30 protein-coding genes and 1 riboswitch are annotated in these 25,666 nt (G+C 43.9%); of the genes, 19 read left to right on the forward strand and 11 right to left on the reverse strand.

Features of this window, described 5'->3' with window-relative positions:
- From ptsN to D104_RS23365, 6 genes are all read right to left on the reverse strand, one after another.
- On the reverse strand, nt 1-450 hold the full coding sequence (ptsN, locus tag D104_RS23340; protein WP_024023062.1) for a PTS IIA-like nitrogen regulatory protein PtsN: 450 nt from the start codon (nt 448-450) through the stop codon (nt 1-3).
- A gap of 16 nt (nt 451-466) precedes the next feature.
- A complete protein-coding gene (locus D104_RS23345; protein WP_024023063.1) occupies nt 467-1,945 on the reverse strand; it encodes an RNA polymerase factor sigma-54 in 1,479 nt (492 codons plus the stop codon).
- A gap of 75 nt (nt 1,946-2,020) precedes the next feature.
- The gene (gene lptB, locus D104_RS23350) at nt 2,021-2,746 is read right to left on the reverse strand and encodes an LPS export ABC transporter ATP-binding protein (RefSeq protein ID WP_024023064.1); all 726 of its coding nucleotides are present in this window, start codon (nt 2,744-2,746) and stop codon (nt 2,021-2,023) included.
- Complete coding sequence (gene lptA, locus D104_RS23355; RefSeq protein ID WP_024023065.1) at nt 2,747-3,256, reverse strand: lipopolysaccharide transport periplasmic protein LptA; 510 nt, start codon at nt 3,254-3,256, stop codon at nt 2,747-2,749.
- On the reverse strand, nt 3,240-3,818 hold the full coding sequence (lptC, locus tag D104_RS23360; RefSeq protein WP_024023066.1) for an LPS export ABC transporter periplasmic protein LptC: 579 nt from the start codon (nt 3,816-3,818) through the stop codon (nt 3,240-3,242). Before lptC ends, lptA begins: the two co-directional genes overlap by 17 nt.
- Complete coding sequence (locus D104_RS23365) at nt 3,818-4,798, reverse strand: calcium/sodium antiporter (RefSeq protein WP_024023067.1); 981 nt, start codon at nt 4,796-4,798, stop codon at nt 3,818-3,820. The genes lptC and D104_RS23365 overlap by 1 nt, the downstream gene beginning before the upstream one ends.
- Nucleotides 4,799-4,945: 147 nt before the next feature.
- Between D104_RS23365 and D104_RS23370 the strand changes: the two genes are divergently transcribed.
- The 9 genes from D104_RS23370 (at nt 4,946) to D104_RS23410 (ending at nt 11,873) form a co-directional block, all read left to right on the forward strand.
- Nucleotides 4,946-5,758 carry an ABC transporter ATP-binding protein gene (locus D104_RS23370; protein WP_407635738.1) on the forward strand — a complete coding sequence of 271 codons (813 nt, stop codon included), beginning with the start codon at nt 4,946-4,948 and terminating at the stop codon, nt 5,756-5,758.
- On the forward strand, nt 5,755-6,537 hold the full coding sequence (gene mlaE, locus D104_RS23375) for a lipid asymmetry maintenance ABC transporter permease subunit MlaE (protein ID WP_024023069.1): 783 nt from the start codon (nt 5,755-5,757) through the stop codon (nt 6,535-6,537). The genes D104_RS23370 and mlaE overlap by 4 nt, the downstream gene beginning before the upstream one ends.
- A gap of 1 nt (nt 6,538) precedes the next feature.
- Nucleotides 6,539-7,003 carry an outer membrane lipid asymmetry maintenance protein MlaD gene (gene mlaD, locus D104_RS23380; protein WP_024023070.1) on the forward strand — a complete coding sequence of 155 codons (465 nt, stop codon included), beginning with the start codon at nt 6,539-6,541 and terminating at the stop codon, nt 7,001-7,003.
- A gap of 3 nt (nt 7,004-7,006) precedes the next feature.
- Complete coding sequence (locus D104_RS23385; protein ID WP_024023071.1) at nt 7,007-7,624, forward strand: MlaC/ttg2D family ABC transporter substrate-binding protein; 618 nt, start codon at nt 7,007-7,009, stop codon at nt 7,622-7,624.
- A gap of 213 nt (nt 7,625-7,837) precedes the next feature.
- The gene (locus D104_RS23390; RefSeq protein ID WP_024023072.1) at nt 7,838-8,074 is read left to right on the forward strand and encodes a BolA family protein; all 237 of its coding nucleotides are present in this window, start codon (nt 7,838-7,840) and stop codon (nt 8,072-8,074) included.
- 25 nt (nt 8,075-8,099) lie between these two features.
- Entirely contained in the window at nt 8,100-9,362 is a 1,263-nt protein-coding gene (murA, locus tag D104_RS23395) for a UDP-N-acetylglucosamine 1-carboxyvinyltransferase (protein ID WP_024023073.1), read from the forward strand.
- A gap of 1 nt (nt 9,363) precedes the next feature.
- Nucleotides 9,364-10,008, forward strand: coding sequence for an ATP phosphoribosyltransferase (hisG, locus tag D104_RS23400; protein WP_024023074.1), 645 nt, complete (start codon nt 9,364-9,366; stop codon nt 10,006-10,008).
- Nucleotides 10,009-11,319: a histidinol dehydrogenase gene (gene hisD, locus D104_RS23405; protein WP_024023075.1), complete on the forward strand. Its 1,311-nt coding sequence runs from the start codon at nt 10,009-10,011 to the stop codon at nt 11,317-11,319. It abuts the gene before it with no gap.
- A 2-nt stretch (nt 11,320-11,321) separates the two neighbouring features.
- Entirely contained in the window at nt 11,322-11,873 is a 552-nt protein-coding gene (locus tag D104_RS23410; RefSeq protein ID WP_024023076.1) for an SRPBCC family protein, read from the forward strand.
- On the opposite strand, the gene D104_RS23415 is transcribed toward D104_RS23410, so the two are convergent.
- Nucleotides 11,870-12,922 carry a S1C family serine protease gene (locus tag D104_RS23415; protein ID WP_024023077.1) on the reverse strand — a complete coding sequence of 351 codons (1,053 nt, stop codon included), beginning with the start codon at nt 12,920-12,922 and terminating at the stop codon, nt 11,870-11,872. The genes D104_RS23410 and D104_RS23415 overlap by 4 nt on opposite strands.
- A gap of 18 nt (nt 12,923-12,940) precedes the next feature.
- On the opposite strand from D104_RS23415, the gene D104_RS23420 reads away from it, so the two are divergent.
- Nucleotides 12,941-13,702: a Nif3-like dinuclear metal center hexameric protein gene (locus D104_RS23420; RefSeq protein ID WP_024023078.1), complete on the forward strand. Its 762-nt coding sequence runs from the start codon at nt 12,941-12,943 to the stop codon at nt 13,700-13,702.
- A 47-nt stretch (nt 13,703-13,749) separates the two neighbouring features.
- Here the strand turns inward: D104_RS23420 and D104_RS23425 are convergent, their stop codons facing one another.
- Nucleotides 13,750-14,202, reverse strand: coding sequence for a ZapG family protein (locus tag D104_RS23425; RefSeq protein ID WP_024023079.1), 453 nt, complete (start codon nt 14,200-14,202; stop codon nt 13,750-13,752).
- 128 nt (nt 14,203-14,330) lie between these two features.
- On the opposite strand from D104_RS23425, the gene zapE reads away from it, so the two are divergent.
- The 5 genes from zapE (at nt 14,331) to D104_RS23450 (ending at nt 17,915) form a co-directional block, all read left to right on the forward strand.
- Complete coding sequence (zapE, locus tag D104_RS23430) at nt 14,331-15,431, forward strand: cell division protein ZapE (RefSeq protein WP_024023080.1); 1,101 nt, start codon at nt 14,331-14,333, stop codon at nt 15,429-15,431.
- Between the two features lie 152 nt (nt 15,432-15,583).
- Nucleotides 15,584-16,012 (forward strand): 50S ribosomal protein L13, encoded by a 429-nt coding sequence (gene rplM / locus D104_RS23435; RefSeq protein ID WP_024023081.1) that lies wholly within the window; start codon nt 15,584-15,586, stop codon nt 16,010-16,012.
- A 14-nt stretch (nt 16,013-16,026) separates the two neighbouring features.
- Nucleotides 16,027-16,419, forward strand: coding sequence for a 30S ribosomal protein S9 (gene rpsI / locus D104_RS23440; protein ID WP_024023082.1), 393 nt, complete (start codon nt 16,027-16,029; stop codon nt 16,417-16,419).
- 390 nt (nt 16,420-16,809) lie between these two features.
- Entirely contained in the window at nt 16,810-17,442 is a 633-nt protein-coding gene (locus D104_RS23445) for a glutathione S-transferase N-terminal domain-containing protein (protein WP_024023084.1), read from the forward strand.
- Nucleotides 17,443-17,531: 89 nt separating this feature from the next.
- Nucleotides 17,532-17,915: a ClpXP protease specificity-enhancing factor gene (locus D104_RS23450; protein WP_024023085.1), complete on the forward strand. Its 384-nt coding sequence runs from the start codon at nt 17,532-17,534 to the stop codon at nt 17,913-17,915.
- Nucleotides 17,916-17,998: 83 nt separating this feature from the next.
- On the opposite strand, the gene D104_RS23455 is transcribed toward D104_RS23450, so the two are convergent.
- Genes D104_RS23455 through D104_RS23465 form a run of 3 tightly spaced genes read right to left on the reverse strand, consistent with a single transcriptional unit; the run spans nt 17,999 to nt 20,695 of the window.
- The gene (locus D104_RS23455; protein WP_024023086.1) at nt 17,999-18,592 is read right to left on the reverse strand and encodes an SIS domain-containing protein; all 594 of its coding nucleotides are present in this window, start codon (nt 18,590-18,592) and stop codon (nt 17,999-18,001) included.
- A 5-nt stretch (nt 18,593-18,597) separates the two neighbouring features.
- Nucleotides 18,598-18,981, reverse strand: coding sequence for a YraN family protein (locus D104_RS23460; protein ID WP_024023087.1), 384 nt, complete (start codon nt 18,979-18,981; stop codon nt 18,598-18,600).
- On the reverse strand, nt 18,932-20,695 hold the full coding sequence (locus D104_RS23465) for a penicillin-binding protein activator (protein WP_235075888.1): 1,764 nt from the start codon (nt 20,693-20,695) through the stop codon (nt 18,932-18,934). Before D104_RS23465 ends, D104_RS23460 begins: the two co-directional genes overlap by 50 nt.
- Nucleotides 20,696-20,808: 113 nt before the next feature.
- On the opposite strand from D104_RS23465, the gene rsmI reads away from it, so the two are divergent.
- The 4 genes from rsmI to thiS all read left to right on the forward strand — a co-directional run bounded on the left by rsmI (nt 20,809) and on the right by thiS (nt 25,666).
- A complete protein-coding gene (rsmI, locus tag D104_RS23470; protein WP_235075889.1) occupies nt 20,809-21,669 on the forward strand; it encodes a 16S rRNA (cytidine(1402)-2'-O)-methyltransferase in 861 nt (286 codons plus the stop codon).
- 77 nt (nt 21,670-21,746) lie between these two features.
- Nucleotides 21,747-21,851, forward strand: a riboswitch (TPP riboswitch).
- A gap of 196 nt (nt 21,852-22,047) precedes the next feature.
- The gene (thiC, locus tag D104_RS23475) at nt 22,048-24,057 is read left to right on the forward strand and encodes a phosphomethylpyrimidine synthase ThiC (protein ID WP_024023090.1); all 2,010 of its coding nucleotides are present in this window, start codon (nt 22,048-22,050) and stop codon (nt 24,055-24,057) included.
- 11 nt (nt 24,058-24,068) lie between these two features.
- A complete protein-coding gene (gene thiE / locus D104_RS23480) occupies nt 24,069-25,472 on the forward strand; it encodes a thiamine phosphate synthase (protein WP_024023091.1) in 1,404 nt (467 codons plus the stop codon).
- Complete coding sequence (thiS, locus tag D104_RS23485) at nt 25,469-25,666, forward strand: sulfur carrier protein ThiS (protein WP_024023092.1); 198 nt, start codon at nt 25,469-25,471, stop codon at nt 25,664-25,666. The genes thiE and thiS overlap by 4 nt, the downstream gene beginning before the upstream one ends.

Genomic DNA, 25,666 nt, shown 5'->3' on the forward strand with positions numbered 1-25,666 from the left:
CTATAATAATGAGTCAAAAATATTGAACAGCTCTTCATTGCTTTGCGCTGTTCGCAGTTTGTCTAATGACTCTGGTGACTGAGCGAGTTCGGCAATCTGTGCCAATGATGCAAGGTGTTGGTCGCACTCATTCGGAGGAACGATTAACGCAAAGATCAGGTCAACGGCTCTTCTATCGATTGAGTCAAAATCGATTGGTGTTTGTAATGACATGACGACAATGGCGGTATGGTTTGCAGATTCAAGACGGCAGTGCGGAATGGCGATGCCATTTCCTATGCCTGTGCTCCCCAGTTTTTCTCGTCCCAATAGCGCTTCGTAAACCGCTTCGTTATCACAATGGAGTCGATTTGATGCAACTTCAGCAATGCTTTCTAGAACACGTTTTTTACTAACAATATCTTGCTTCGCCAGAACGAGCTCAGCTTTTAATAGTGATTTCAAGGACATGATAAAGTGGTTCCGTTTAGATCAGTCGTTTTCGTTCATTGGAAGGAGGGATGTTCATCGCCTCTCGATATTTGGCTACGGTTCGTCGAGCAACCTGTATGCCTTGATCGGCTAGAATAGCCGCTAACTTATTATCGCTGAGTGGTTTTTTGGCCGGCTCATCCGCGACAAGTTTTTTAATCATAGCTCGTATTGCCGTAGAAGAACATTCTCCGCCGGACGCTGTGTTTACATGGCTTGAGAAGAAATACTTGAGTTCAAAAATGCCTTTTGGCGTGTGCATGTATTTTTGAGTTGTTACTCTTGAGATTGTTGACTCATGCATGCCGACTTCTTCGGCGACATCATGAAGTACCATGGGTTTCATGGCTTCTTCGCCTAATTCAAAGAAATCAATTTGTCGACTTACAATGCAGCTTGCCACTTTTAGTAGTGTTTCGTTGCGACTCTGTAAGCTCTTCATGAACCACTTCGCTTCTTGGAGTGATGTCTTTATATAGCTTACGTCTTCTGCCGCTGTTGCTGCTGTGCTTGCCATTGCTGAATATGTTTCGTTGATTTTAATGGGGGGAAGAGCGTCATTGTTCAGCTCGACTTGCCATACACCATTGCGCTTTTTAACTGAAACATCAGGAATAACATAGTCGGTGTCATCTGCATCAATCACGGAGCCCGGACGTGGATTAAGTTGTTGAATCAAGTTCACAACTTCTTTTAAAGCTTCGTCTTTTAGTTTTGTTTTTCTGCTTAACTGTGTGAAATCGCGGTTACCCAAAAGTGGTAAATAATGATCAATGAGGTTGTGCGTGCTTTTATAAAGAGGGTGGCTTTGAAAAGCCTCTAGCTGAACAAGTAAACAGTCGCGCAAATCAATTGAGCAGACGCCGATTGGATCAAAGCGCTGCAAGCGGTGTTGTACGGCGATGACTTCTTCCATGTCTAAATCATCGAGTTCTGGGCAAAGAGATTCCCAAATATCCTCTGGTGAAATACTTAAGTAGCCATCGTTCTGGACACATTCGATAATGGCATAAGCAATTTCGATATCTCGATCGGACATGTGCGTTAGATTTAGTTGCCAGATTAAATGATCTTGTATGCTTTCTGCTGGCGCGTTACGGCTTTCGAAGTCGCTTTCGCCTTCGTAGCTATTGTGGTCGCTAACGGCGGCGGAGCTTTGGTATGTGTCATCCCAATTACTATCAATAGAAAGTTCTTCGGGGATGCTTTCCGTCCACTCTGATTCGACGCGCGCTTCTTCGTTGTTATTTTCGGTTGAGGTGGTTTCGACGGCACTTTTGGATTCGATGCTTGCGGGCACATCGTTTGGGTTTTGTTCGTCGTCGTCAAGCTCAAGAAGAGGGTTGGATTCAAGGAATTCGTGGATCTCTTGTTTTAAATCCAACGTAGAAAGCTGCAGCAAGCGAATGGCTTGTTGCAGCTGTGGCGTCATGGTTAGCTGTTGACCTAGCTTTAGTTGTAAAGACTGCTTCATAGAGCAACTCTTTTTGTTTGAGTGAATTGGAACGAGTTATGCATACTACTCCCTTTCTACAGCAATGATAAGGGGTTACAGACGGAAGTCGTCGCCTAAATATACCTTTTTGACTTGCTCATTATTGATGACGGTACTGGCATCGCCAGAAGCAATAATATAGCCATTGCCAACAATGTAAGCCTTGTCACAGATGTCCAGAGTTTCTCTAACATTGTGATCGGTAATTAGGACGCCGATGCCACTTTCTTGAAGATGTTTGATGATCAGTTTTATGTCGCCAACAGAGATGGGGTCTACGCCGGCGAAGGGTTCATCCAGTAGGATAAATTTCGGATTCATAGCAAGTGCTCTTGCTATTTCGACTCGGCGCCTTTCTCCACCAGAAAGGGCCATGCCTAAGTTCTTTCGAATGTGAGTGATGTGAAACTCTTCTAATAAATCTTCGAGCCTGTCATTTCGTTGGCTTTTGGTTAATTCCTTGCGCGTTTCTAAAATGGCAGAGATATTATCTTCGACTGACATTTTACGAAAAATAGACGCTTCCTGTGGTAGGTAGCCTATGCCTTTCTGGGCACGAGTATGCATGGCGTCTTGGGTGATGTCTGTGCCATCAATAAATATCCCGCCAGCGTCATTGGCCACCATGCCGACAATCATATAAAAACAGGTTGTTTTTCCTGCACCGTTTGGACCGAGTAAGCCGACAGCTTGGCCGGATTCGACTGCAATGGAGACGTCTTTTACTACTTGGCGTTTTTTGTAGCTTTTAGCGAGGTGTTTAGCTTCTAGTAACGCCATTTATTTTTTCACCTCAGGTGCTTGTGGTTGTAAGGTCATTGATACTCGGCCTGAATCTTTTTTCTCAGCGCTGAATGTGCCGTCATTTATCATGTAAAGAATGTAATCTGCAGTGATGGAATTATTCATCCGACTAAGATAGCCATTACCGATGATTTCCAGTTTCGATTCGCTAGTGGAGTAGTGTATTTCGTCGCCTTTGCTGATTACGATATTGCCGCTCCAGTCAATTTGTTGGCTGAATTTTGCGGGTTTACCACTGGCTTCCAAGTTGCTGAATCTACGGGTATTCGCATCAGTTGTTACTTTTAAGTATTGCGCTTGGATTTCTATTGAGCCTTGCTTGATAAAAACATTGCCTTTGTAGATGGCTTCGCCAGTGTTTTGGTCAAAGGAAGCTTCATCAGCTTGTATTTCTAGCGGTTTGCTGGCGTCGTCAGGGAGTGCGTACGCTTGCTGGCCAATAAAGGCGATGGCAAACAGTAGGCTGAAGTTAATGAATGGTTTCATATTTTCCTCGTACAGATCCCGTCATAATGACTTCTTCTGAATTGATATAAGTTGTAATCGTGCCTGCAGAAGTCACTCCTTGCGTAGAGGTGAGAGTGGCGTTTCCTTGGCTGGTTAAAGACTGGTCTTGGTCTAAATAATGTACGCTGTCTGCATTAAGTATTATGTCTTCTGACAAAGGGTACTTTTTAGTCGCCGTGGCGTTGTCTGTTAATAGAATATCATTACTTCCGTCTTCAATAACCCCTTTATCTGCTTTCGCGCTCCAGCTTCCTGATTGAGAGTGGCGCTGAACGCTAGGTTGTTCTAATAATGTTTTAGATTGAGCGATGTAGTGCAGGGTTTGCTTGGCGTTCAGTGTTTCAATAAGCTGGCCGCCAGCATCGAATTCTTTCAGTTGCACCTGAGTGATAAAATAGTCCGGCGAGGTGCTGAGTGAATCCGTTTGCACCAAGTTTTGTTTTGGTGTTGCTCCATACCAAAATAGGGATACCACTAATGCAGCGACAGCCATAATAAAAAGTAGGCTTTTTATGTTGATAAGGTAGCGAATCATCAGCATTACAATGATCCGCTTGTGCTTATGATGAGCAAATAAACACCATAAGATGCGATAAGTGGTAACCCAATCCATCTCGGTATGCTGTTGTTTTTTGTTTTCTTAAATAGAAAAATGGCAATGGCAAGAGCAACGGTTAGCCCTAGAACCCAAGGGTAGTCTCGGCTGATGACATTGGCGTCGACCATTCCTGGCGCGATCAGTGCGGGTAGTGGCAAGACGGTAGCGAGGTTGAAGATATTCGATCCCAAGATATTGCCAATGGCAATGTCGTGGTGACCTTTTCGAACGCTGCTGACTGATGCTGCCAATTCCGGCAGGCTAGTGCCAATCGCGACGATCGTTAAGCCAATAACCAGTTCGCTAACGCCCAGCGCGGTGGCAATGCCTATAGCGCCCCAAACAAGCAGTTTTGAGCTGCCAATTAATATAATTAATCCGATTAGAGCAAACAGTATTGATTTACCAACGGAAGCGCCATCGTCTTCCGGTAGGCCTTCTTCTAGTTCACTTTTGAGGTCTTTATTGCCGCGCAACAAAATGGTCAAAATAACGATGAAGGCAGCAAGTAAAATAATGCCGTCCCATACACCAAGGTGTTGATCAAAAAGTAAAGCGCCTGTTAATAAGGTGATGGCCAGTACAAGAGGAACTTCTTTGGAAGAGAGTCCAGATGCAATCGGGATGGCTGAAAATAAAAGAGTGATACCAAAGACGAGGGCGATGTTGGCAATATTAGACCCGAGAACATTCCCAACGGCAATTTCGGGTGCGTTATCAAATGCGGCAATGGCAGAAACGACCATTTCTGGTGCTGATGTGCCGAATGCTACCAATGTGATCCCGATAATCATGGGATTTACATTTAATTTTTCAGCAACCAGGGCGGAATGTTCGATGAATTTATCTGAACTGATAACCAGTAAGATTAACCCTGCGATTAGGGCGACAGAAAACAGCAGCATAACTTTGAAATTACTCACAAATTTAAAGAAGCCCCCATTTAATGAGGTTTGGCATTTAAATTCAAGACTTGATATTACAAACAAATTGGATTCTGTCAGTACGGTGATTTTATTTGTTAAGGTGCGATGATAGTATCTAGCGATATTTCGTATGGATAGAAAGGTGTGTCAGTGGTAGATGCGTATATAAAAGTCCAAGATATTCACTTCACCCGTGGTGGGCGAGTCATTTACGAAAATGTCTCGCTGACCATTCCTCGAGGAAAAGTGACGGCGGTAATGGGCCCCAGCGGTACAGGGAAAACAACGTTGTTGCGGTTGATTGCGGCGCAACTGACTCCCGATTCAGGGTGTGTCTTAGTGGATGGGCAAGATGTCCATAAATTGTCGCGCTCGGATTTGTATAAAGTGCGTAAGAAAATGGGTATGTTGTTTCAGAGCGGTGCGCTTTTTAGTGATATGTCTGTCTATGAAAATATTGCCTTTCCCATTGAGGAGCACACCAAGCTAAGTGCCTCCGCTATAAAGGATATTGTCGCACAAAAATTACACAGCGTTGGTTTGCGCGGAGCGGCGGGTTTGATGCCTTCTGAGTTATCTGGTGGTATGGCTCGACGAGTGGCGTTGGCTCGTGCCATCGCTCTTGATCCAGAATTAGTAATGTACGATGAACCTTTTACTGGCCAAGACCCTATATCTAAAGGTGTGTTGGTTTCTTTGATACGAGAGTTGAACGATTCTGCGAACATTACCTCGGTTGTGGTTTCTCATGATGTGGAGGAGTCTCTGTCGATAGCGGATCATGTTTGTATTCTGGCTGGAGGTCGTGTCATCGCCGAAGGGTCGGCTGACGACATTCGTGCTTCAGATAACCCTCAGGTCAAGCAGTTTTTAAATGGCGAGCCAGACGGTCCGGTGCCTTTTCATTATCCTGAAGCAGCGAACGGTATGCTTTATAAAAGTGGAGCATCACGATGAAAGCAATAATCTCTATGGGGGCGTGGCTTTTTGATTGGTTGGAAGCGGTTGGGCGAGCGGGAATTTTTCTGGTTCAAAGTGTGTTTAGATTGCCGGTGCGTTTCGGTGAATCCGTTAACCTTCTGGTTAAGCAACTCTATTCTGTTGGGGTTCTATCCCTAGTTATTATAATTGTTTCCGGTACGTTTATTGGAATGGTGTTGTCGTTGCAGGGCTACAGTATTTTGGCTAAATTTGGATCTGAAGAAGCGGTCGGTCAATTGTTGGCTTTGTCTTTGTTACGAGAGCTTTCCCCTGTGGTGACCGCGTTACTCTTTGCTGGTCGGGCGGGGTCATCTTTAACGGCGGAGATTGGTTTGATGAAGGCGACAGAGCAGCTGTCGAGTTATGAAATGATGGGGGTGGATCCGCTAAGGCGTGTTATTGCTCCGCGGTTTATTGCAGGTGTGATTTGCTTGCCTCTATTAAGCCTTATTTTTTCAGCGTCTGGTATCTTGGGTGGTCAGCTTGTGTCTGTAGGCTGGCTGGGGGTATATGACGGCGCTTTCTGGTCATCCATGCAACAGTCTGTCTATTTTGATACTGATATTATGAATGGTGTTATTAAAGCGGTTTGTTTTTCCGTTGTTGTGACGTGGATTGCGGTTTATCAGGGTTATGAATGCGTTCCCACTTCAGAAGGGATTGGTAAAGCAACAACTCGTACGGTTGTGTTGGGTTCGTTGGCTATTTTGGCGTTAGATTTTATATTGACCGCAGCTATGTTTGGAGATTTTTAGGATGAGAAGTAAGCGCGCAGAATTAATGGTTGGCTGTTTTATCGTGTTGGGGGTGGTTGCTCTCATTTATTTGGCGGTGCAGGTAAGCGGTTTGGCTTTTTCGAGCAAAAAAGACACCTATCAGGTTGTTGCTCGCTTTGATGACATTGCCGGTTTGTCCAGTCGAGCAAAAGTCTCTATTGCAGGAGTCGAGGTGGGTAACGTTGAATCGATTACCTTTGACAAAGAGTTGTTCATGGCATTGGTGAAGATGAATATTTATTCGGATGTCGATAATATTCCGACAGATAGCTCAATTGCAGTCTTAACCAGTGGGCTTCTTGGGGAAAAATACTTGGGCATTTCGATCGGTGCAGATGACGAGTTGCTAACAAACGGAAGTGAAATTTATGATACTCAATCAGCGTTGGTTTTAGAGACTTTGATCAGTCAGTTTTTGTTCAAGAGTGGCGATTCGGAGAAATAATTCATGTCTAACGTTTTGTTAAAGATTGTCTTTACTTTTGTTTTAATTGGGTCGGGTCTTGCTTGGGGTGGCGTTGAAGAGGCAAGAGATGCTGTTATTAAGGTTGTGGATGCGTTTCGTACTGATATTGTTGCGGACAAAAAAATACTGGTGAACGACCCTGTTTTGCTTGAAAAAAGAGTCAATGACATTTTGGTCGATGTGGTTGATTTTGATGATTTTTCTAAAAAAGTTATGGGGAAATACTACCGAAGAGCAACGCCGGAACAGCGGTCTCGATTTGCTAATGTCACCAAAGATACCTTGCTGAAGACGTATGGAGCTTCATTGCTTGAGCTTGATGCGGATCGTATCAATGTGTTGCCATTAGGACCTCAAGGTAGAGGGAAAGAAACAAAAGTAGATGTAGACTTCGAAATGGAGTCCGGCGGCTTGCTTAATATCAGTTTTTATATGGAGCAAGCAAAGGCTGGGAATTGGTTGTTGAGTAATATTGTTATCAACAATATCAATTTTGGCTTAACGTTCCGTAAGCAATTTGCGGTGATGATGGAGCAGAATAGAAACGACATAGAGATGGCAATTTCAGCATGGAGAGAGTCTCTCGCTAAAAAAGCTTAGTCGATTTTATGAGCTTTAGAGGTGAAAATAGAGCCCGAATTCACGATGTGAGTTCGGGTTTTTTGTGTTTGAGAGTTGGCGTGTTGTCAGTCTCGAATAAAATCTTTAAAAACAAGTGATTTTTATCCATAGATGAGCGTTGAGGTGTTAAGTAGTTGGCTGTACTAAGGTAGAATAAACACAACTGAATATATTTTATTTATTGGAGCGACTGTGAACGCAGGTGAAGTGAAAACACTTTTAGAATCTTCTATTCCTCATTGCGAAGTTATTGCAGAGGGTGAAGGGTGTAATTTTCAAGTAGTTGTTGTGACAAGCGAATTTGAAGGCTTGTCTACGGTTAAGAGGCAGCAGCTTGTGTATTCGCATCTTCAGGACGCTATTGCGAGCGGCGCTATTCATGCCGTTACAATGAAAACCTACACGCCAGAACAAAAAAATACGCTTTAAAAGCGATTATAAGAGATTAAGTATTATGGATAAGCTTCTAATTACTGGTGGCACTCGATTAAACGGTGTAGTTCGTGCATCGGGCGCAAAAAATGCTGCATTGCCAATTTTAGCCGCCACTTTGCTAACAAAAGAATTGATCACTATTAAAAACTTACCGCATTTGCATGATATTACCACCATGCTTGAATTGCTTGGCTCTATGGGCTGTGGTGTGGTTGTTGATGAGAAAATGAGCGTCCAGTTGGATGTTTCTACCCTGAGTCATTGTGAAGCACCGTATGAGCTTGTTAAGACAATGCGAGCATCTATTTTGGTGTTAGGGCCATTGGTTAGTCACTTTGGTAAAGCCGTTGTGTCTCTTCCTGGTGGTTGCGCAATTGGTAGTCGTCCGGTTGATTTGCACCTTCGTGGTTTAGAGGCGATGGGCGCTAAAATCGAAGTAGAAGGCGGTGACATTATCGCGAGCGTCGACGGTCGTCTAAAAGGGGCTAGAATCTTCTTTGATAAAGTGACCGTGACGGGTACAGAAAACTTGTTAATGGCGGCCACATTGGCGGAAGGTCAAACAATTCTAGAAAATGCCGCTCGCGAACCTGAAGTGGTTGATTTGGCTGAATGTCTAATCGCAATGGGCGCTAAGATTACTGGACATGGCACCGATACGATTGTGGTTGAAGGTGTCGAGGCTTTACATGGTGCGACTTATCCTGTTATGCCAGATCGTATTGAAACGGGGACCTTTTTGGTTGCGGCCGCTATTACTGGCGGCAAAGTGAAAGTGATTGATACAAATGTAAAATCGCTTGAAGCCGTTCTATCTAAATTAGAAGAAGCGGGTGCAAAAGTTACTTGCGGAGACGATTGGATTGAAGTTGATATGGAAGGACGCCGTCCAAAAGCCGTTAATATAAGCACGGCGCCATATCCTGCATTCCCTACGGATATGCAGGCGCAATTTGTTGCGTTGAATTCTGTTGCGAACGGTGTTGGCCGGGTTATTGAAAATATTTTTGAAAACCGCTTTATGCACGTAGATGAAATGCTTCGTATGGGCGCTGATATTGAAGTAACAGGTAATACAGCGATTGTTCGCGGTATTGAGCGTTTAAAAGGCGCGCCAGTGATGGCAACAGATTTACGTGCATCTGCTAGTTTGGTGCTGTCTGCCTTGGTTGCAGAAGGTGATACAAAGATCGATCGTATTTATCACATTGACCGTGGTTATGAATGTATAGAAGAAAAATTCGGTTCATTGGGTGCGAAAATTTCACGGGTTTTAAATTAATATGAACAAAACGTTAACGATTGCATTGTCGAAAGGACGTATTCTCGGTGAGACGTTACCTCTTTTGGAAAAGGCGAATATTGTCCCGCTAGAAGATATTACAAAAAGCCGAAAATTGATTTTTGATACCAATCATGAGCATATCAAGTTAGTCATTCTTCGTGCGACGGATGTTCCGACTTACGTTGATCATGGTGTCGCAGACTTTGGTGTTGCAGGTAAAGATGTGTTGATGGAAGCATCGACTAAAAATCTTTATGAATTGTTGGACCTTAAAATTGCGAAATGCCGATTGATGACAGCAGGTGTTGTTGGGCAGCCTTTGCCAACAAGACGCTTAAAAGTGGCTTCTAAATTTATAAAAACCGCGAAAGCGTATTTTGCTGAGCAGGGCATTCAAGCTGATGTTGTAAAACTGTACGGTGCGATGGAGCTTGCTCCTATTATGGGTTTGGCTGATCTTATTGTTGATATTGTCGATACGGGCAATACTTTAAAGGCAAATGGTCTTGAATCTCGGGAGTTAATTGCACCAATTAGTACGCGTTTGGTGGTTAATAAAGCGGCTTACAAAACGAAATACTCTGAGATTGAGCCAATTTTAGAGATGATCAAGCGTGCCGTTGACGATAACGAGGGTAAATAATTGAAGCTTAATATTCGACAGTTTTCTTCACGTTCTGAGGGCTTTTATTCGGAATTAGATGCGTTGCTTGCATGGGACTCTGTGTCTGATGCTGGCGTTCAGACAGCGGTGGCGAACATCGTTGAGCAGGTTCGTCTGAAAGGTGATGGCGCCGTTATTGAATTCACGAATCGTTTTGATCGTCGTGAGGTGGTGTCTTCTGCTGATCTTGAGATATCACGTGAAGAGCTTGCGCTCGCTAAGGATCGAGTTAGCGCTGAGTTGGTGGCTAGTTTAGAGGCGGCGGCTAAGCGAGTCCATGAATATCATGAGCGTCAAAAACAGCCATCTTGGCAGTACCAAGAAGATAATGGCACTGTGCTTGGTCAAAAGGTGACACCGTTGGATCGAGTGGGCGTTTATGTGCCGGGCGGTAAAGCGGCTTATCCTTCTTCTGTATTAATGAACGTGATGCCGGCAAAAGTAGCGGGTGTTGGTGAGATTATTATGGTGGTTCCAACACCAGATGGTGTTGTGAATGATATCGTTTTGGCTGCTGCTTATATTGCGGGTGTTGATCGTGTGTTTACCATTGGTGGTGCTCAGGCGGTTGCGGCTTTGGCTTACGGTACTGAAACCGTGCCTAAAGTCGATAAAATTGTCGGCCCAGGCAACATCTATGTGGCGACCGCTAAGAAAATGGTTTTTGGGGTTGTTGGTATTGACATGATTGCCGGCCCATCTGAAATTTTAGTGGTTTGCGATGGTAAGACCGATCCAGATTGGATTGCGATGGACTTATTTTCTCAAGCAGAGCATGACGAAGATGCTCAGTCTATTTTGATCTCTCCTGATTTGGCATTTATTGAGAATGTAAAGTCATCTATGGAGCGTTTAATCGAGACTCAGAGTCGCAAAGCTATTATCAAATCGTCTTTAGAAGGTCGTGGTGCATTTATTCATGTCGAAAGTATGGATGAGGCAATGGATATCGCAAACATTGTGGCCGCAGAGCATCTTGAATTGTCTATTGATGAGCCTGAAAAATGGGTTGAAAAAATACGTCATGCAGGTGCTATTTTTATGGGTCGACACACACCAGAGGCGTTGGGTGATTATTGTGCAGGACCAAATCACGTGCTGCCTACCTCTGGGACGGCAAGGTTTTCTTCTCCATTGGGCGTGTATGATTTTCAGAAACGAAGCTCGTTGATTTATTGCTCTCCTGAAGGGGCTAGCGAATTGGCAAAAATTGCGTCTCCTTTGGCGCGCGGTGAATCTCTAGAGGCGCATGCTATTTCGGCGGAATATCGTATTTTAAAGGATTCTTGATTGTGGCTAAGACCAATCATCATCCAGCAGCCCTTTACCAATTAAGAAAAGTGACGCGTATTTTAGCGTTGATTATCTTAGTTTTGGTCGCTGGTGGCTTTTTTATGCCAACAGACTATCGCGTTGAGCGAAGTGTTGTGATTAATGCGCCTCGTGAGGTGATTTTTCAAAACATCTTTCAGGGTGATTATTTACCGCGTTGGATGTATGTCCAAAATGGCCAGATTGATGCTTTTGAAGGGAATTTGGAAGAAGGCGATTCCATTACCTTGTCGTACAACGATATTCCAGATCGCGGTGTTTTGTCTGTGATTGTTCAGTCTGAGCAAGGTGTGAGCTTTGATGTCCGGCCGAAGTCTAAAGTTAATGTTGTCCATAATGACATTCGCTTTCAGTCGGATAATAATGAAACCCTTGTTGTCTGGACGATTGAAGGCGATCTCAGTGCTGGTCTTTTAAGTCCTTATCTTGCGTTCTTTGCCAATAATATTGCCGGTAATAACTTTGAGAAAAGTTTACATAACCTTAAAGAGATAATCGAAGCTCGTCATTAGTTGGTTACTCTTTGCATAGCGGGCTGCTTTTCTAGCGTGATGTTTGCTTGGTAGGATTGCTGCCCCCGAACGCCAATAAGTGATATGTTTGTTCCTGGCTTTAGTGAGGCAATAAGGCGCCTGATTTGGAATGGATCCTCGCTTGGGTTGTTGTTGATTTCAAGTATTATGTCGCCTACCTCTATACCTGCCTTTTCTGCAGGACTTTCTTTTGTTATATCGCTAACGAGTAGGCCGTGGTTGATAGGAAGTAATAAATTATCCGCTAAGGTTTGAGTGATTTTTTGAGCATCTAAGCCTAAATAACCTCTTACAACTCGCCCGTTTTTAATAATGTCCCTCATTACATTAAGTGCATCATCTATCGGTGTTGCAAAGCCAATTCCCTGCGAGCCGCCTGAGCTTGAGTAGATTGCAGAACTGATGCCAATAAGTTCACCTTTAAGGTTTATTAAAGCGCCACCAGAGTTTCCGGGATTTATGGCGGCGTCTGTTTGTAGGAAGTTTTCGTAAGTATTAAGGCCTATGCTGTTTCTCCCTTTGGCACTGATAATACCTGCGGTGACCGTTTGGCCTATTCCAAATGGGTTTCCTATTGCAAGTATGCGATCGCCAACGGCAACATTTTGGTTGTTTCCCATTTTTATGCTAATTAGATTGGGTAGTTCTATTTTTAATACGGCGAGGTCGGTTGATGGGTCTGACCCAATTAGCTTGGCGTGAGTTCTCCTGTCGTCATTGAGCGCGATGACGATGCTTTGAGCATTTTGTATCACGTGATGATTGGTTAGGATGTAGCCGCTTTTGGTTGCGATGACGCCAGATCCTAAGTTTAGGCTGTGTTTTGAGCCTGTTTGGTTGTTGAGCGGTCTTTTTTGTAGGACCTGAGTGTAAATGCTAACCACAGAGGGTGTTGCTTTTCTGACTGGAACTGAATAGCTTGAATTGGCAGCTTTTTGTTTCTCTTGTATTAGTAATATGATTAGGCCTATGCAGAGGCCTACAAGAATAGGGATAATGATTGGTATCCAATTTTTTTTATGATTCATAAGGTATAAGGGGTTATTTTGCTACGCAGTGAATTTGAGTTGTTGCTGGATAAGACATTGAGTCCAAGTCGCTTTAAAGATTATGCGCCCAATGGATTGCAGGTGGAAGGGAAAACCGATATTCATCGTGTTGTTACTGGTGTGACAGCCAGTCAGGCGCTCATTGATGCTGCCATTGAATATAATGCTGACGCCATTTTTGTTCATCATGGCTACTTTTGGAAAAATGAAGATCCACGGATTGTGGGAATGAAATATCGAAGGATATCGGCACTGATCAAGCACGATATTAATCTTTATGGCTATCACTTGCCGTTGGATGCGCACCCAGAGTTGGGTAATAACGCAGGCTTAGCGGATGCGCTCGGGTTGATAAATCGATCAGGTTTGCAATCAAATGTCGCGTTTGAAGAGTCAATAGGGGTCGTTGGTGAGTTGGGTGAGCCTATGGCGATAGCGGCTTTTCGATGTGCTATTGAGCGAGCTGTTGGTCGAGATGTGTTGTTTGAGTGTGTTGGGGATAAAGATATTCGACGAGTGGCGCTTTGTACTGGTGGCGCTCAGGGTTATATAGAGCAGGCCATTGCGGTTGGCGCGGATGTTTTTATAACCGGAGAGGTTTCCGAGCAGACAATTCATATTGCGCGTGAGATGGGGATTCATTTTGTGGCTGCAGGGCATCATGCAACAGAGCGATTTGGGGCTCAGTCAATGGCGGTGTTTTTATCAAAAGAATGCGGTCTTGATGCGGTTTTCATTGATATCGATAATCCCGCGTAGGTGTTGGTTATAGGATAAAAAAAACGGGCTTTGAAAGCCCGTTTTTATTAAATGGTTCGTTTTGGTTCTAGGTGGGTGTTTCTGTCATCCAAGCCGAATGTTTCGCTTAGCATGCCAGGTTCTTCATCGTCTTTTAGTGCGTAATCTCTTGGTGGTTCGGTCGCTGTTGGCGTTTCAGCGGTTTGTGTCGTGTTTGGTGTTGTGCTGTTATCAATTTTGATGTTGCTTAATTGGCTGGCATTGTTGGCAAGGCTGCTTCTTAGGTCTGATAATCGTTTCTCAACTTGCAATAAGTGATCGTTACTGTCGGTAAAGAAGTTATCGATAATGATTTGTTTATTATCGAGCTCTTGTTGTAGTGATTTCATTGTCACAATGTTTAAGCTTGGCTCTGCTTGTTTGTTGTGTTTTGTATTAATGCTCTTAATGACAAGCGTGGCCACACAGCCAATAATAATGCCTGTGATAAAGATAATAATGTTGAATTCTTCTAAGTTCATGACTTTCTCCAAAAAACAGATAATCCATTATAGCGAAACCACCCCTACGATAACAGCTTGATGGGTGTTGTTTAAGGTGCAATTTGTTAGAATGGGCGCAATTAACTTAATCGAACGAAAGAGCGGCGATGACACCCATTACACGTTACAAGCAAGATTTAACAAGAGCGGACTTTAATTATGATCCAGCTCAGGAAGAAGCGGTAGAAGCGCTTCAGGATTTATTTGATCGTATCGTAGCAAATCAGATCGATCCGCCTTCTGGGGGCTTGTTTGACAGGTTTCGTAAAAAGAAAGCGCCGACGGTTGAGCAGGGTTTGTATTTTTGGGGAGGGGTTGGTCGAGGTAAGACTTACCTTATGGATACTTTCTTTGACTGTTTGCCGACTGAAAAAAAGCTGCGTTTGCACTTTCATCGTTTTATGCAAATGGTTCACCAGGAGATGCGAAAGCTCCATGATGTAAAGAACCCGTTGGAAATTGTAGGCAAAGAAATTGCTTCAAAGGCGCAAGTGTTGTGTTTTGACGAATTTTTTGTAACGGATATTACGGACGCGATGATTTTGGCGGGATTGCTGGAGGTGTTGTTTGAAAATGGCACTACCTTGGTAGCTACATCCAACATTGAGCCGGATGGTTTATACAAAAATGGTTTGCAGCGTGCTCGCTTTTTACCCGCTATTGATTTGGTAAATAAGCACACGAAAGTGATGAATGTGGATGGCGGGATTGATTACCGTTTAAGAACATTAAAGCAAGCCAAGCTTTATCATTATCCGTTAAGCGAATCAGCGGATGCTGAATTGAATGATCGATTTATGAGTCTTATTTCTGATGCGTCACACATTGTTGAGGGCGGAGCGGTTGAGATTGAGGGTCGAAGTATTCCGTTGCTTAGAAGTTGTGAAGGGCTTGCTTGGTTTGATGTTAAGGCGTTGTGCGATGGACCGAGAAGTCAGGTGGATTATATAGAGATTGCACGTCTTTATACGACTATCATTATTTCTAACTTGCCTCAAATGGATGCGCCGCGCGATGATTTAGCAAGGCGTTTTATTAACTTGATTGACGAATTTTATGACCGTCATGTAAAAGTGATTATTTCTGCAGAAGTGGCTATACCCGATATATACACAGGGACAAGATTGGCTTTTGAGTACGATCGTACGGTCAGTAGATTATTGGAAATGCAATCAGAAGAATATTTGGCACTAGAGCATCGTCCTTAAGGTTTTTTGACTTTCTTCTTTTATTGGCTTGATATATACTTCGCTCGCCTTTTTAAAGGTAAGTGTACGTTAATAAATCATGGAAATGATCTATTAACCAATAATAATAGGTATAGCGTGTCATTGAACACGCGTATTGAAAGGGTTTTTTGATGAAAACTTTTACAGCTAAACCTGCTGAAGTACGCCGCGACTGGTTCGTGGTAGATGCTGAAGGCAAAACTCTAGGTCGCTTGGCTACTGAAATTGCTCGCCGTTTACGTGGTAAGCATAAAGCTGAATACACTCCGCATGTTGATACTGGCGATTACATCGTTGTTGTTAACGCTGAGAAAGTTCACGTTACAGGTAACAAAGCAGCTGCAAAACAATACTACCGCCATACTGGTTATCCAGGCGGCTTGCGTTCTATGAATTTCGAGAAGCTGATTGATCATGCTCCAGAGCGTGTTCTTGAACTTGCCGTTAAAGGTATGTTGCCAAAAGGTCCTTTGGGCCGTGCAATGCACAAGAAAATGAAAGTATACGCTGGTACTGAGCATCCACATGCTGCTCAACAGCCTCAAACACTTAACATTTAATACGGAAGATCATTATGTCAGCTACTCAATACTACGGTACAGGTCGTCGTAAAACGTCTACCGCTCGTGTGTTCCTTAAAGCGGGTTCTGGTAACCTAGTTATCAACAACCGTACTCTTTCTCAGTACTTCGGTCGTGAAACGGCTCAGATGGTTGTTCGTCAGCCTCTTGAACTTGTTGGCGCTACTGAAAAATTTGACGTTTTCATCACTGTTAAAGGTGGTGGTATCTCTGGTCAAGCTGGTGCGATCCGTCACGGTATCACACGTGCTTTGATGCAATACGATGAGACTCTACGTCGTACTCTACGTTCTGCAGGTTTCGTTACTCGTGACTCGCGTGAAGTTGAACGTAAGAAAGTTGGTCTACGCAAAGCACGTCGTCGTCCTCAGTTCTCTAAGCGTTAATTTTCGCTTTCAGAGCAACTATCAAAGCGCTTGGTGTTTTTCGCCAAGCGTTTTTTTTGCTTTGTGCTTTTTGCTCGGTATTTTTCTTTTGTTTTTTTCATAAAACAAAAGAGAATTGTTCTATTCACGCATCAAAGTGATTATTCAGAGAAAAATCATCGTCAAATTATGCTAGAATACTTCCCTCGAAAGGTTGGTATCATCAGCGTGAATAACGAGTGTAAAAAGTGATGTTAGCCCGATGTTTCTACCAGTTTGGTTTTGTTCGTCAAGTTGGTTGAAGGTTAAAAGAATTTCGACATCGAAGTTGGTCGTTTATGGCTTCGTCGTCATTTTATAATTAGTCCCCGTTTTAGGGGGGCTTGGATGTTATCAAAATAGGGGTTAGACATGGGTGTTATTGCAAAGCGCTCCTCAATGACGTTCTTCTCTGATGGAGAAGATCATTACAGTCATAGAGTCCGTATTGTATTGGCAGAGAAAGCTGTCACAGTAGATATCATTGATGTGGACTCATTTAACAAGCCAGCTGAGCTTGCTGATGTTAATCCATATAATGAATTACCAGCCTTGGTTGACCGCGATTTGGTTCTTTACGAGCCAAATGTCATGATGGAATATTTGGATGAGCGTTTTCCGCATCCACCATTATTGCCTGTTTACCCTGTTGCTCGCGCTGAAAGTCGTTTATATATGTACCGTATTCAGCGTGACTGGGCAAAATTGGTTGATTTGATTCTTTCTAGTAAAGACAAAGAAGCGGTTGCTCAGGCTCAGAAAGAGCTGCGTGAAGGTCTTGTAAGTGTTTCTCCTATTTTCGAAGAGAAGCCTTATTTCATGAGTGATGATTTTACAATTGTTGACTGTTGCTTGGCTCCAATCTTATGGCGTTTGCCTTCATTAGGCGTGGATATTCCTAAAGAGCAAGCGAGAGCGCTACATAAGTATATGGATCTGGTTTTTGCTCGTGAGTCTTTCCAGGAAAGCCTTTCTGAAGCGGAACAAGAAATGCGTTTAGACTAAACTGAGGCGGTGGCTTTCAGTTTTGTTATAGATAGCAAAAGAGGAGCGAATAGCTCCTTTTTTTTGCACAATATTTAGTAGGAGAAAAGATGTTACCGAAACGATCTTATTTATTAAATGCGGCTTATTCTTGGGTTGCAGATAATGACATGACGCCTTACCTTTTGGTGGATGCAGAACAAAAAGATGTGGTGATACCTACGGAGTTTGTGAAAGATGGTCAGATAGTATTGAACATTAGCATGTCTGCCGTTCGTCACTTAATAATGGACAAAGAGGCGGTGTCTTTTGAGGCGCGTTTTAGTGGTAAACCCATGCAGGTTTATGTGCCAATACGCGCGGCATTAGCCTTGTATGCGAAAGAAAATGGCGACGGATTTGTGTTTCCTGATGAGGTGTTTTCAGATGAACCTACGCCAACACCTACGCCCGCAGCGCCAAAGAAGGGCTTTCAATTGAAGGTTGTCAAATAGATCCATTTTAAATAATTGAAATGAAAAAAGAGCCGCTAAAAAGCGGCTCTTTTTTTGTGTAAAAATACAAATGCGTATGTGATTCAGTCTTCGTAGCCGAATAGTTGGCGCTCAAGTAAATCCACTAGAGTATGAATTACGGTGATTTGGCATTCATGTACTCTGGCAGTACCGAGAAGATTGATTTTAATCTCTGTGTCATCTTGTGAGGTAAGAGATGAGACGTTTTTTGCTTCTGGGCTAGTGAGGGCGACAATTTTCATTTTTCGCTCATGCGCAGCTTGTATGGCTTGAATGATGGGGGACGTGTTCCCTCGGTTTGCGACGACGAATAAAATATCGCCTTGGTTTCCAAGTGCGGTTATTTGCTTAGAAAAAACATCGTGATAGCTGTCGTTGTGAGTGATGGCCAGTAATGCGGCACCATCACCACTCAAATTGATCGCAGGTAAGCCGGGACGCTCCCTGTCCATTCTGTCCAGCATGAGCGTGCTAAAATATTGAGACAGGTGAGATCCTGTGCTGTTTCCGATGCAAATGATTTTTCCGCCTGATGCAATGCTTGAAAAGACCACTTTTGCAGCGTGCTCAATATAGGGAGGTAAACTCTCCAGTGCTTGCTGTTGAGCTTCGAAACTCTGGGCAAACTGTGTGTATATTGCTTCTTGAAAGTCCATAGTGATTAAAATACTGCTTTTAGCCAAGTTAAATGTTGAGTGTCTATTTTCTGGTCGAATAGTATCGCATCGAAGCGACATGCATTATTTACTTTGTTGTTCTTCTGTAGCCATAAAGAAGCGCTTTTTCTAACCTTATTAAGCTTTGATTTCCCAAGGCTTTCGGCAGCACTGCCGTGTGTGTTACTGGCTCGAAAGCGTACTTCTACAAATATATACGTATCTTGATCTAAGAAAATTAAATCAATTTCACCAAGGCGGCAGAAAAAATTTCGCCCAACAAATTGAAGCCCTTGCGTTAATAAAAAAGCTTCAGCAGCCTGTTCTGCCTTTTCGCCGTTATTTTTCGGCGTTTTCCTCTTCTGGAAAATACTGGTGATTATTTGCATATACCAAATGTCCTTTTCGGTAAGTCATGATTTCTGGTCTTTTGTGAAATATGCCATTTTCATCCATGGTGATAATGCCAGTATTTGCTGCAATTTTAGTACTTGGAAGTAGGGTGAATAGCGGGTATTTATTTGCCAATAAATACGCATCGGCGCCAAGTGCCTGAAGGCGCCTTAAAATATTCGAGTTTTGGTTTTTAGGCAGTGCCGCCAAGGATGTATTATTTGGCGTGAGTGCTGGTACTTCGGTAAATAAAATTCGTTCAATATCGCTAGGATTTATCGATTTATCCGGCTCACTATCATTCAGTGTACTGCTCGAAAGCATTGGAATTTTGTTGGCAAAATAGAAGTCTAAAAGTGGGCGTATTTGTTTTGCGTCATTTAACTTGCCGACATAGTAAACATAATCTAAGTCTTCGCGAGAGCGGGCAATACTGTCAACTTTTGTGCCTGTCCACTGCTCGACCAGTTTTTTACGTGCATGGCTTTCGTTAATTAAAAGTAACTTTTGAATTGCATCTTGTCTGCCTTTTGGCGTATTTGCATAAGATTGATTCGAAGTAATAATCACGTTCTCTTCAGTTGCGGCGGCTCTGAATTCATCGCTTTGTTTTAGTGCCCAAGTGTCTTGAGTGCTCAATATGGCCGCTTTCGTTGCACCTTCTTGTTTTGCGAAGGCAATCAGTTCATATATTTCATCTTCTGCATTAAGCGAAAAGTGATAGAGGTTCTTTGTGTGTTGATTGATGTCTAACTGATTCAGTGCAATAACCGGATAAGGTAGGTGTAGGCGGCCCACTTGTGCGACATTGTTTTTTTGCAGGGGGCCAATAATAACATCTGGTTGCTGTTCGTTTGCGGCCGCGACGGCGTCAGCAATATTTGAATAATTATCAACGTTGATAATTGTGATTTTTGGTCTAGTTTCTTTCTGATTGTAATAATTAACAAAAAAGCCATCGACGATTGCTTGGGAGGCTCGTTCAAGTTTTCCACTCATCGGCAGCATTAAGACAATGTTTGTCAGCGTCATTTTTTCCACAGAAGACATGATTTGAAAGTCTTGAGGCGGTGATAATGCGGCAGGGTGACTAGGGTTTTCTGCTTGCCAATCATGAAACATAACAAGTTGTTGTTCGATGGACAGTGACTGGTTTCTTAGTATTCCACTGATGTTTAGCCAGCCATTGAGAAGCGGTCTTTGTTGTTGAAAGAGTTCGTCTATTTCATTTTGAGTCAGATTTTGAATGGCGAGCCATAATTTTGTTTGGTTATTGTTTCCTTCATCCAGCGGTAAGTTGTAAGCCAAATCCATACGAAGGTTGACAGCTTCTAGCCAGTTGCCAAAATGTTCCAGAATAGTTGCTTTTGTCTCATTCAGTTTGTTTTGGTTGTCTGGGTGGCGAGCGGCAATTAAGCGATCGGCTTGCTGTAAGAAGCGGAAGGAATCAGTTGCATTGTCTAAATTGGATGCCGATAAGGCCGCCAGTAAATGTGCTTCAAATTGTATGGATGAGGTTTTGTTGATGACCTTGCTTTCTAATATATCGATAGTTTCTTGATAACGGCCTTGCTCATACAGTTTTTTCGCTGAAAGGTAGGTGTCACTAAGCGCTTTTGAAACATCCGACGTTTTTTGCGGATGATAAATGCTTGGCGGTGGTGTTCTTTCTTGAGTGGCCTGTTGAACGACTTGTTGAGGTTGTTCCATGTTTAAATTCATGGAATTACAAGCACTGAGCAGAAAAGTACAAAGAGTTAATGATATGATGCGGTAATTAATTAGGCTCATAAGCTTATAAAATGACAAATAAAAGAGGCAACATGGTACCACATAGTTCTGATGATGCGAGAGGGTCGCTGTACATAGTTGCGACGCCAATTGGCAATCTAGATGATTTTAGTAAAAGAGCCGAACAAACCTTGCGCGATGTTGATTATATTGCTGCAGAAGACACTCGACATACACGACGTTTGTTGAATCATTTTGGTATCGAGGCGAAGCTTTTTTCGATTCATGATCACAATGAAAAAGACAAAGCCAATTATGTCGCCAGCCTGTTGGATGACGGCAAAAATGTTGCCCTAGTGTCTGATGCGGGAACGCCGCTGATTTCGGATCCGGGTTACCACGTCGTGCATGCGTTACGTGAAAAAAGCCATAAAGTCATGCCAATCCCCGGAGCTTGTGCTTTGATTTCTGCTCTTTGCGCATCCGGATTGCCTACCGATCAGTTCTTCTTTGCGGGTTTTGTTCCTGCCAAATCCAAAGGCCGTCGTGACTTATTTGAGTCGTGGAAACAACAAGTGGGTACGGTTGTTTTTTATGAATCAACACATCGAATTTACGACTCTATGGCGGATGTTCAGCAAGTGTACGGCGATGATGCTCAACTTGTGCTGGCACGCGAAGTAACCAAAACGTTTGAGACATTCCTTTCCGGTACGGCGGCTGAAATATTGGCGATGTTTGATGCCGATGCCAACCAAATGCGCGGTGAATTTGTTGTTATGTTGAGCTTCACGCAAGAAAGTGGTAACGAAGCAGAGCTTGAGGCGAAGCGTATTTTGACGATTTTGCTAGAAGATTTGCCGGTTAAGCAGGCGGCCGCTATGGCTGCAAAATTAACGGGGGAAAAGAAAAACTACCTCTACAAAATGGCGCTGGAAATGCAAAGCCAATAGATCGTCATTGCTTATCTTTGGTAAACACCCATAAAAAATGTGGGTGTTTACATTCTAATTAGACTGAGTATACTCGCAATCACTTGTCGGAGTGCCATTTGGCTGAGATCGCATAAATAAATGCGGGATCCGCAGAACCTGATCGGGCTAACACCCGCGTAGGAAACAAGAAAGTCTTCAATTTTCTTTTCTGCATCGAATGAACTCCTGTCTTTTTTATGACGATTGATTCGATGTTGCCTTATTCGCTTCACCACTCTTTTCTCATTAAAAATTCAGGGTTCATGTTTTGCTTTAGAAAAACGCCTTTCGTGCGTTTGCCAGTAAAACAGCACCCCAGACAAGCGATTCTCCAAGTTTTTAATAAGGGAAGTGCTCATGTCGACGATAAACACAAATAACCCAGTCAAAAAACCAAATAAACAGTCTCGTGAAGAATCACGCCAAGCGGCGAAGTCTTACATAGAGTCACTGCAAGCCTCACCGTTTCCAGCATCAGAACGCGTGTATTTAACAGGCTCTGATGATTCCATTCGCGTTCCTATGCGCAAAATTAATCTAACAGATACGCCCATTGGCTCTGATCCAGATAACCTTACTTTCGAACCTAACGAAGCCATTTACGTTTATGACTGTTCTGGCCCTTATGCGGATCCGCAAGAGAATATCGACGTTTATCGTGGCTTGGCTCCGATGCGTACACCTTGGATCGAAAAGCGTGAAGATACAGAGGTATTGCAAAGTGTGTCATCTGAGTTTTCGCAATCTCGTTTAGACGATGCCGCGCTCGACGCGTTGCGTTTTAAAACATTACCAACAGTTCGTAAAGCGCGAAAAGGTAAATGTGTGACACAAATGCATTACGCACGCCAAGGTATTGTGACACCAGAGATGGAATACATTGCGTTGCGTGAAAATCAAAACATGGACGCGATCAAGAGTGAGCTTTTGCTTAAGCAGCATCCAGGGCAAAGTTTCGGTGCGAATTTACAAGCGCGGATTACGCCCGAGTTCGTACGTGATGAAGTCGCAAGAGGTCGCGCCATCATTCCGAACAACATCAATCATCCAGAATCTGAACCCATGATCATTGGCCGTAACTTCTTAGTGAAGGTGAATGCCAACATTGGCAATTCGGCGGTCACGTCTTCTATTGAAGAAGAGGTGGAGAAATTGGTGTGGTCGACGCGCTGGGGCGCCGATACTGTGATGGATTTGTCGACTGGCAAAAACATTCATGAAACGCGTGAATGGATTTTGCGAAATTCTCCCGTGCCGATTGGCACAGTGCCCATTTATCAAGCCTTAGAAAAAGTGGATGGCGTGGCCGAGGATCTTAATTGGACGGTTTTTCATGACACCTTGGTTGAGCAAGCCGAGCAGGGTGTGGACTATTTCACCATTCACGCCGGTGTGTTATTGCGATATGTGCCGATGACAGCAAAACGTCTGACTGGCATCGTTTCTCGTGGTGGTTCTATCATGGCGAAATGGTGTTTGGCGCACCATACCGAAAGCTTTTTGTATGAACGCTTTCGTGAAATTTGCGAGCTGTGCGCTGAGTATGATGTGGCGTTATCGCTAGGGGATGGATTGCGCCCAGGTTCCATTATGGACGCCAATGACGAAGCGCAAATGTCGGAGTTACGGACGTTGGGCGAGTTGACAAAAATTGCTTGGGAATACGATGTTCAAGTCATGATCGAAGGTCCAGGGCACGTGCCAATGCAGTTGATCGAAGAAAACATGACTGAGCAGCTGAAGCATTGCCACGAAGCGCCGTTTTACACATTAGGGCCTCTGACGCAAGACATCGCGCCGGGTTACGATCACATTACGTCGGGCATTGGTGCGGCGCAAATCGGTTGGTATGGCTGCGCCATGCTGTGTTATGTGACGCCAAAAGAACACCTTGGTTTGCCAAATAAAGAAGACGTCAAAGAGGGTTTGATTACCTATAAAATCGCGGCGCACGCGGCCGATTTAGCCAAAGGCCACGCTGGCGCGCAGATTCGCGACAACGCTTTGTCAAAAGCACGTTTTGAATTTCGCTGGGAAGACCAGTTCAATTTATCGCTTGATCCGATGACGGCCAGAGCGTATCACGATGAAACCCTACCTCAGGCATCTGGTAAGGTCGCGCATTTTTGCTCGATGTGCGGGCCGAAATTCTGTTCGATGAAAATCACCCAAGAAGTTCGAGATTATGCCAAGGGGTTAGAGAGCGCAAAAGGCTCGGAGCTTGAAGCGCAGGCAATTGATGTCAGCCAGCTCGCGCTAACCGAAGCGGAAAGTGGTATGCAAAAAATGTCAGAACAGTTTCGAGAGCTGGGCAGTGATGTCTATTTGACCACAGACAAGTTAACGGCAGACAAGTTGTCTCAATAAAGGGGGGATTTATGTCGATAAAACTTCCTCTTATCTGGTGTGTGGGCGGTGCGGATTCGTTCGCCCGCACAGCCTTACCGGAATTGTCTGTGAATTTACGCACGGGACAGAACCTAGACTGTCGTGTGCAGCATATTGCGACGTGTGTTGCTGCACAGAATGTTGAAGGTGTTTCATTTACTGAGCCGGTGTCTTTGACCTCGTTCGATGCGCAATGGCGAGCCTTGCTTGATGACGCGGTGCCAGATGCGATTAGCGTGTGTTTTCTGCCATCAATGGAGATGGCGAAAGCCTGTTCTGTCTTGCTAAAGCGCATAAAAACGGACTTTCCGGCGGTATCGGTGGTGTTTGAATCAATATCACCACAAAAGAGCGATGTTCAGGTTCCATCAAGTGCTGATTTTCAGGTGTCTTTATTACCATTTATTGATGTAGTTATTATCAATGCTGAGGCGTTCGAAACCCTCACAAATGCGGCCGTGTGGCCGTGTGGTTGGTTAATTCGAGGTAGCAATAACGATACAGGGCAAGTGATGTACAGGTTTTTAAGCCAAAACGCGGCGGTGGGCTTCTCTAGTAGCGGTGTTGAGAGGAATGAAGACGACGTCTTATCCATGGCGTTGGTGTGTTTTATGGCGCATGGCTACGATATAAAAGACTCTGTTACCTTGGCAAAAGCTTATTGTGCAGGTGAGCAAAAAGGTTGGCCTTCATCGCTTGAATGTTTCCCCAAGATCCTCATACAGGGTAGATCCATTTCGACGTCTGATTTGTCTTTTGCGGCAATGGATGTTGAAAAAATGGGCTTGTATCCGGTGGTCGACACGGTTGCTTGGTTGGAGCTTGTTCTTGCGCAAGGGGTGAATGTTGCTCAGCTACGCATTAAAAACCCTGACGATCCGCAGCTGAGTGACAAGATTCAACAGGCTATTTTGCTGGGTAAAAAATACAACGCACAGGTGTTTATCAATGACTATTGGCAGCAAGCAATCGAATTTGGTGCTTATGGTGTTCATCTCGGGCAAGAAGACCTGGACGTTACGGACCTTGCTCGTATTCAATCGGCTGGCTTGCGATTAGGCATCAGCACGCATGGCTATTATGAAATTGCGCGCGCTCAATCCATCAAGCCGAGTTACATCGCGCTGGGTCACATTTTTCCAACACAAACCAAAGACATGCCTTCTCAACCGCAAGGGTTAATACGTCTTGCGCATTATGCACGGCTATTAAAAGGCCATTATCCCACCGTGGCGATTGGCGGCATTACTGCGGAACGATTGCCTTTGGTGGCGCAGACTGGTGTTGACAGTGTGGCGGTGGTAACGGCGATTACCAAGGCTGAATCGCCAGATGTGACGACGCGATCACTCGCGGCGTCATTACGATTACATAAAGTGGGGAACGCCAAATGAATATAATGCTAAACGATGTGCCTTTTGAGTTTTTTGGTAATACGTTAACGGACTTGCTCGACAGCTTGGAAAAAGAAGCAAAAGGCATTGCCATCGCGATCAATCAAAAAGTGGTGCCGAGGAGTTTATGGGATCGTACTGAGTTGGATGAGCAGAGTCAGGTGTTTATTTTTGAATCGATCGCAGGAGGCTAA

The organism is Marinomonas profundimaris (genome assembly GCF_000508165.1).
In the GTDB taxonomy this organism is placed as follows: Bacteria; Pseudomonadota; Gammaproteobacteria; order Pseudomonadales; family Marinomonadaceae; genus Marinomonas; species Marinomonas profundimaris.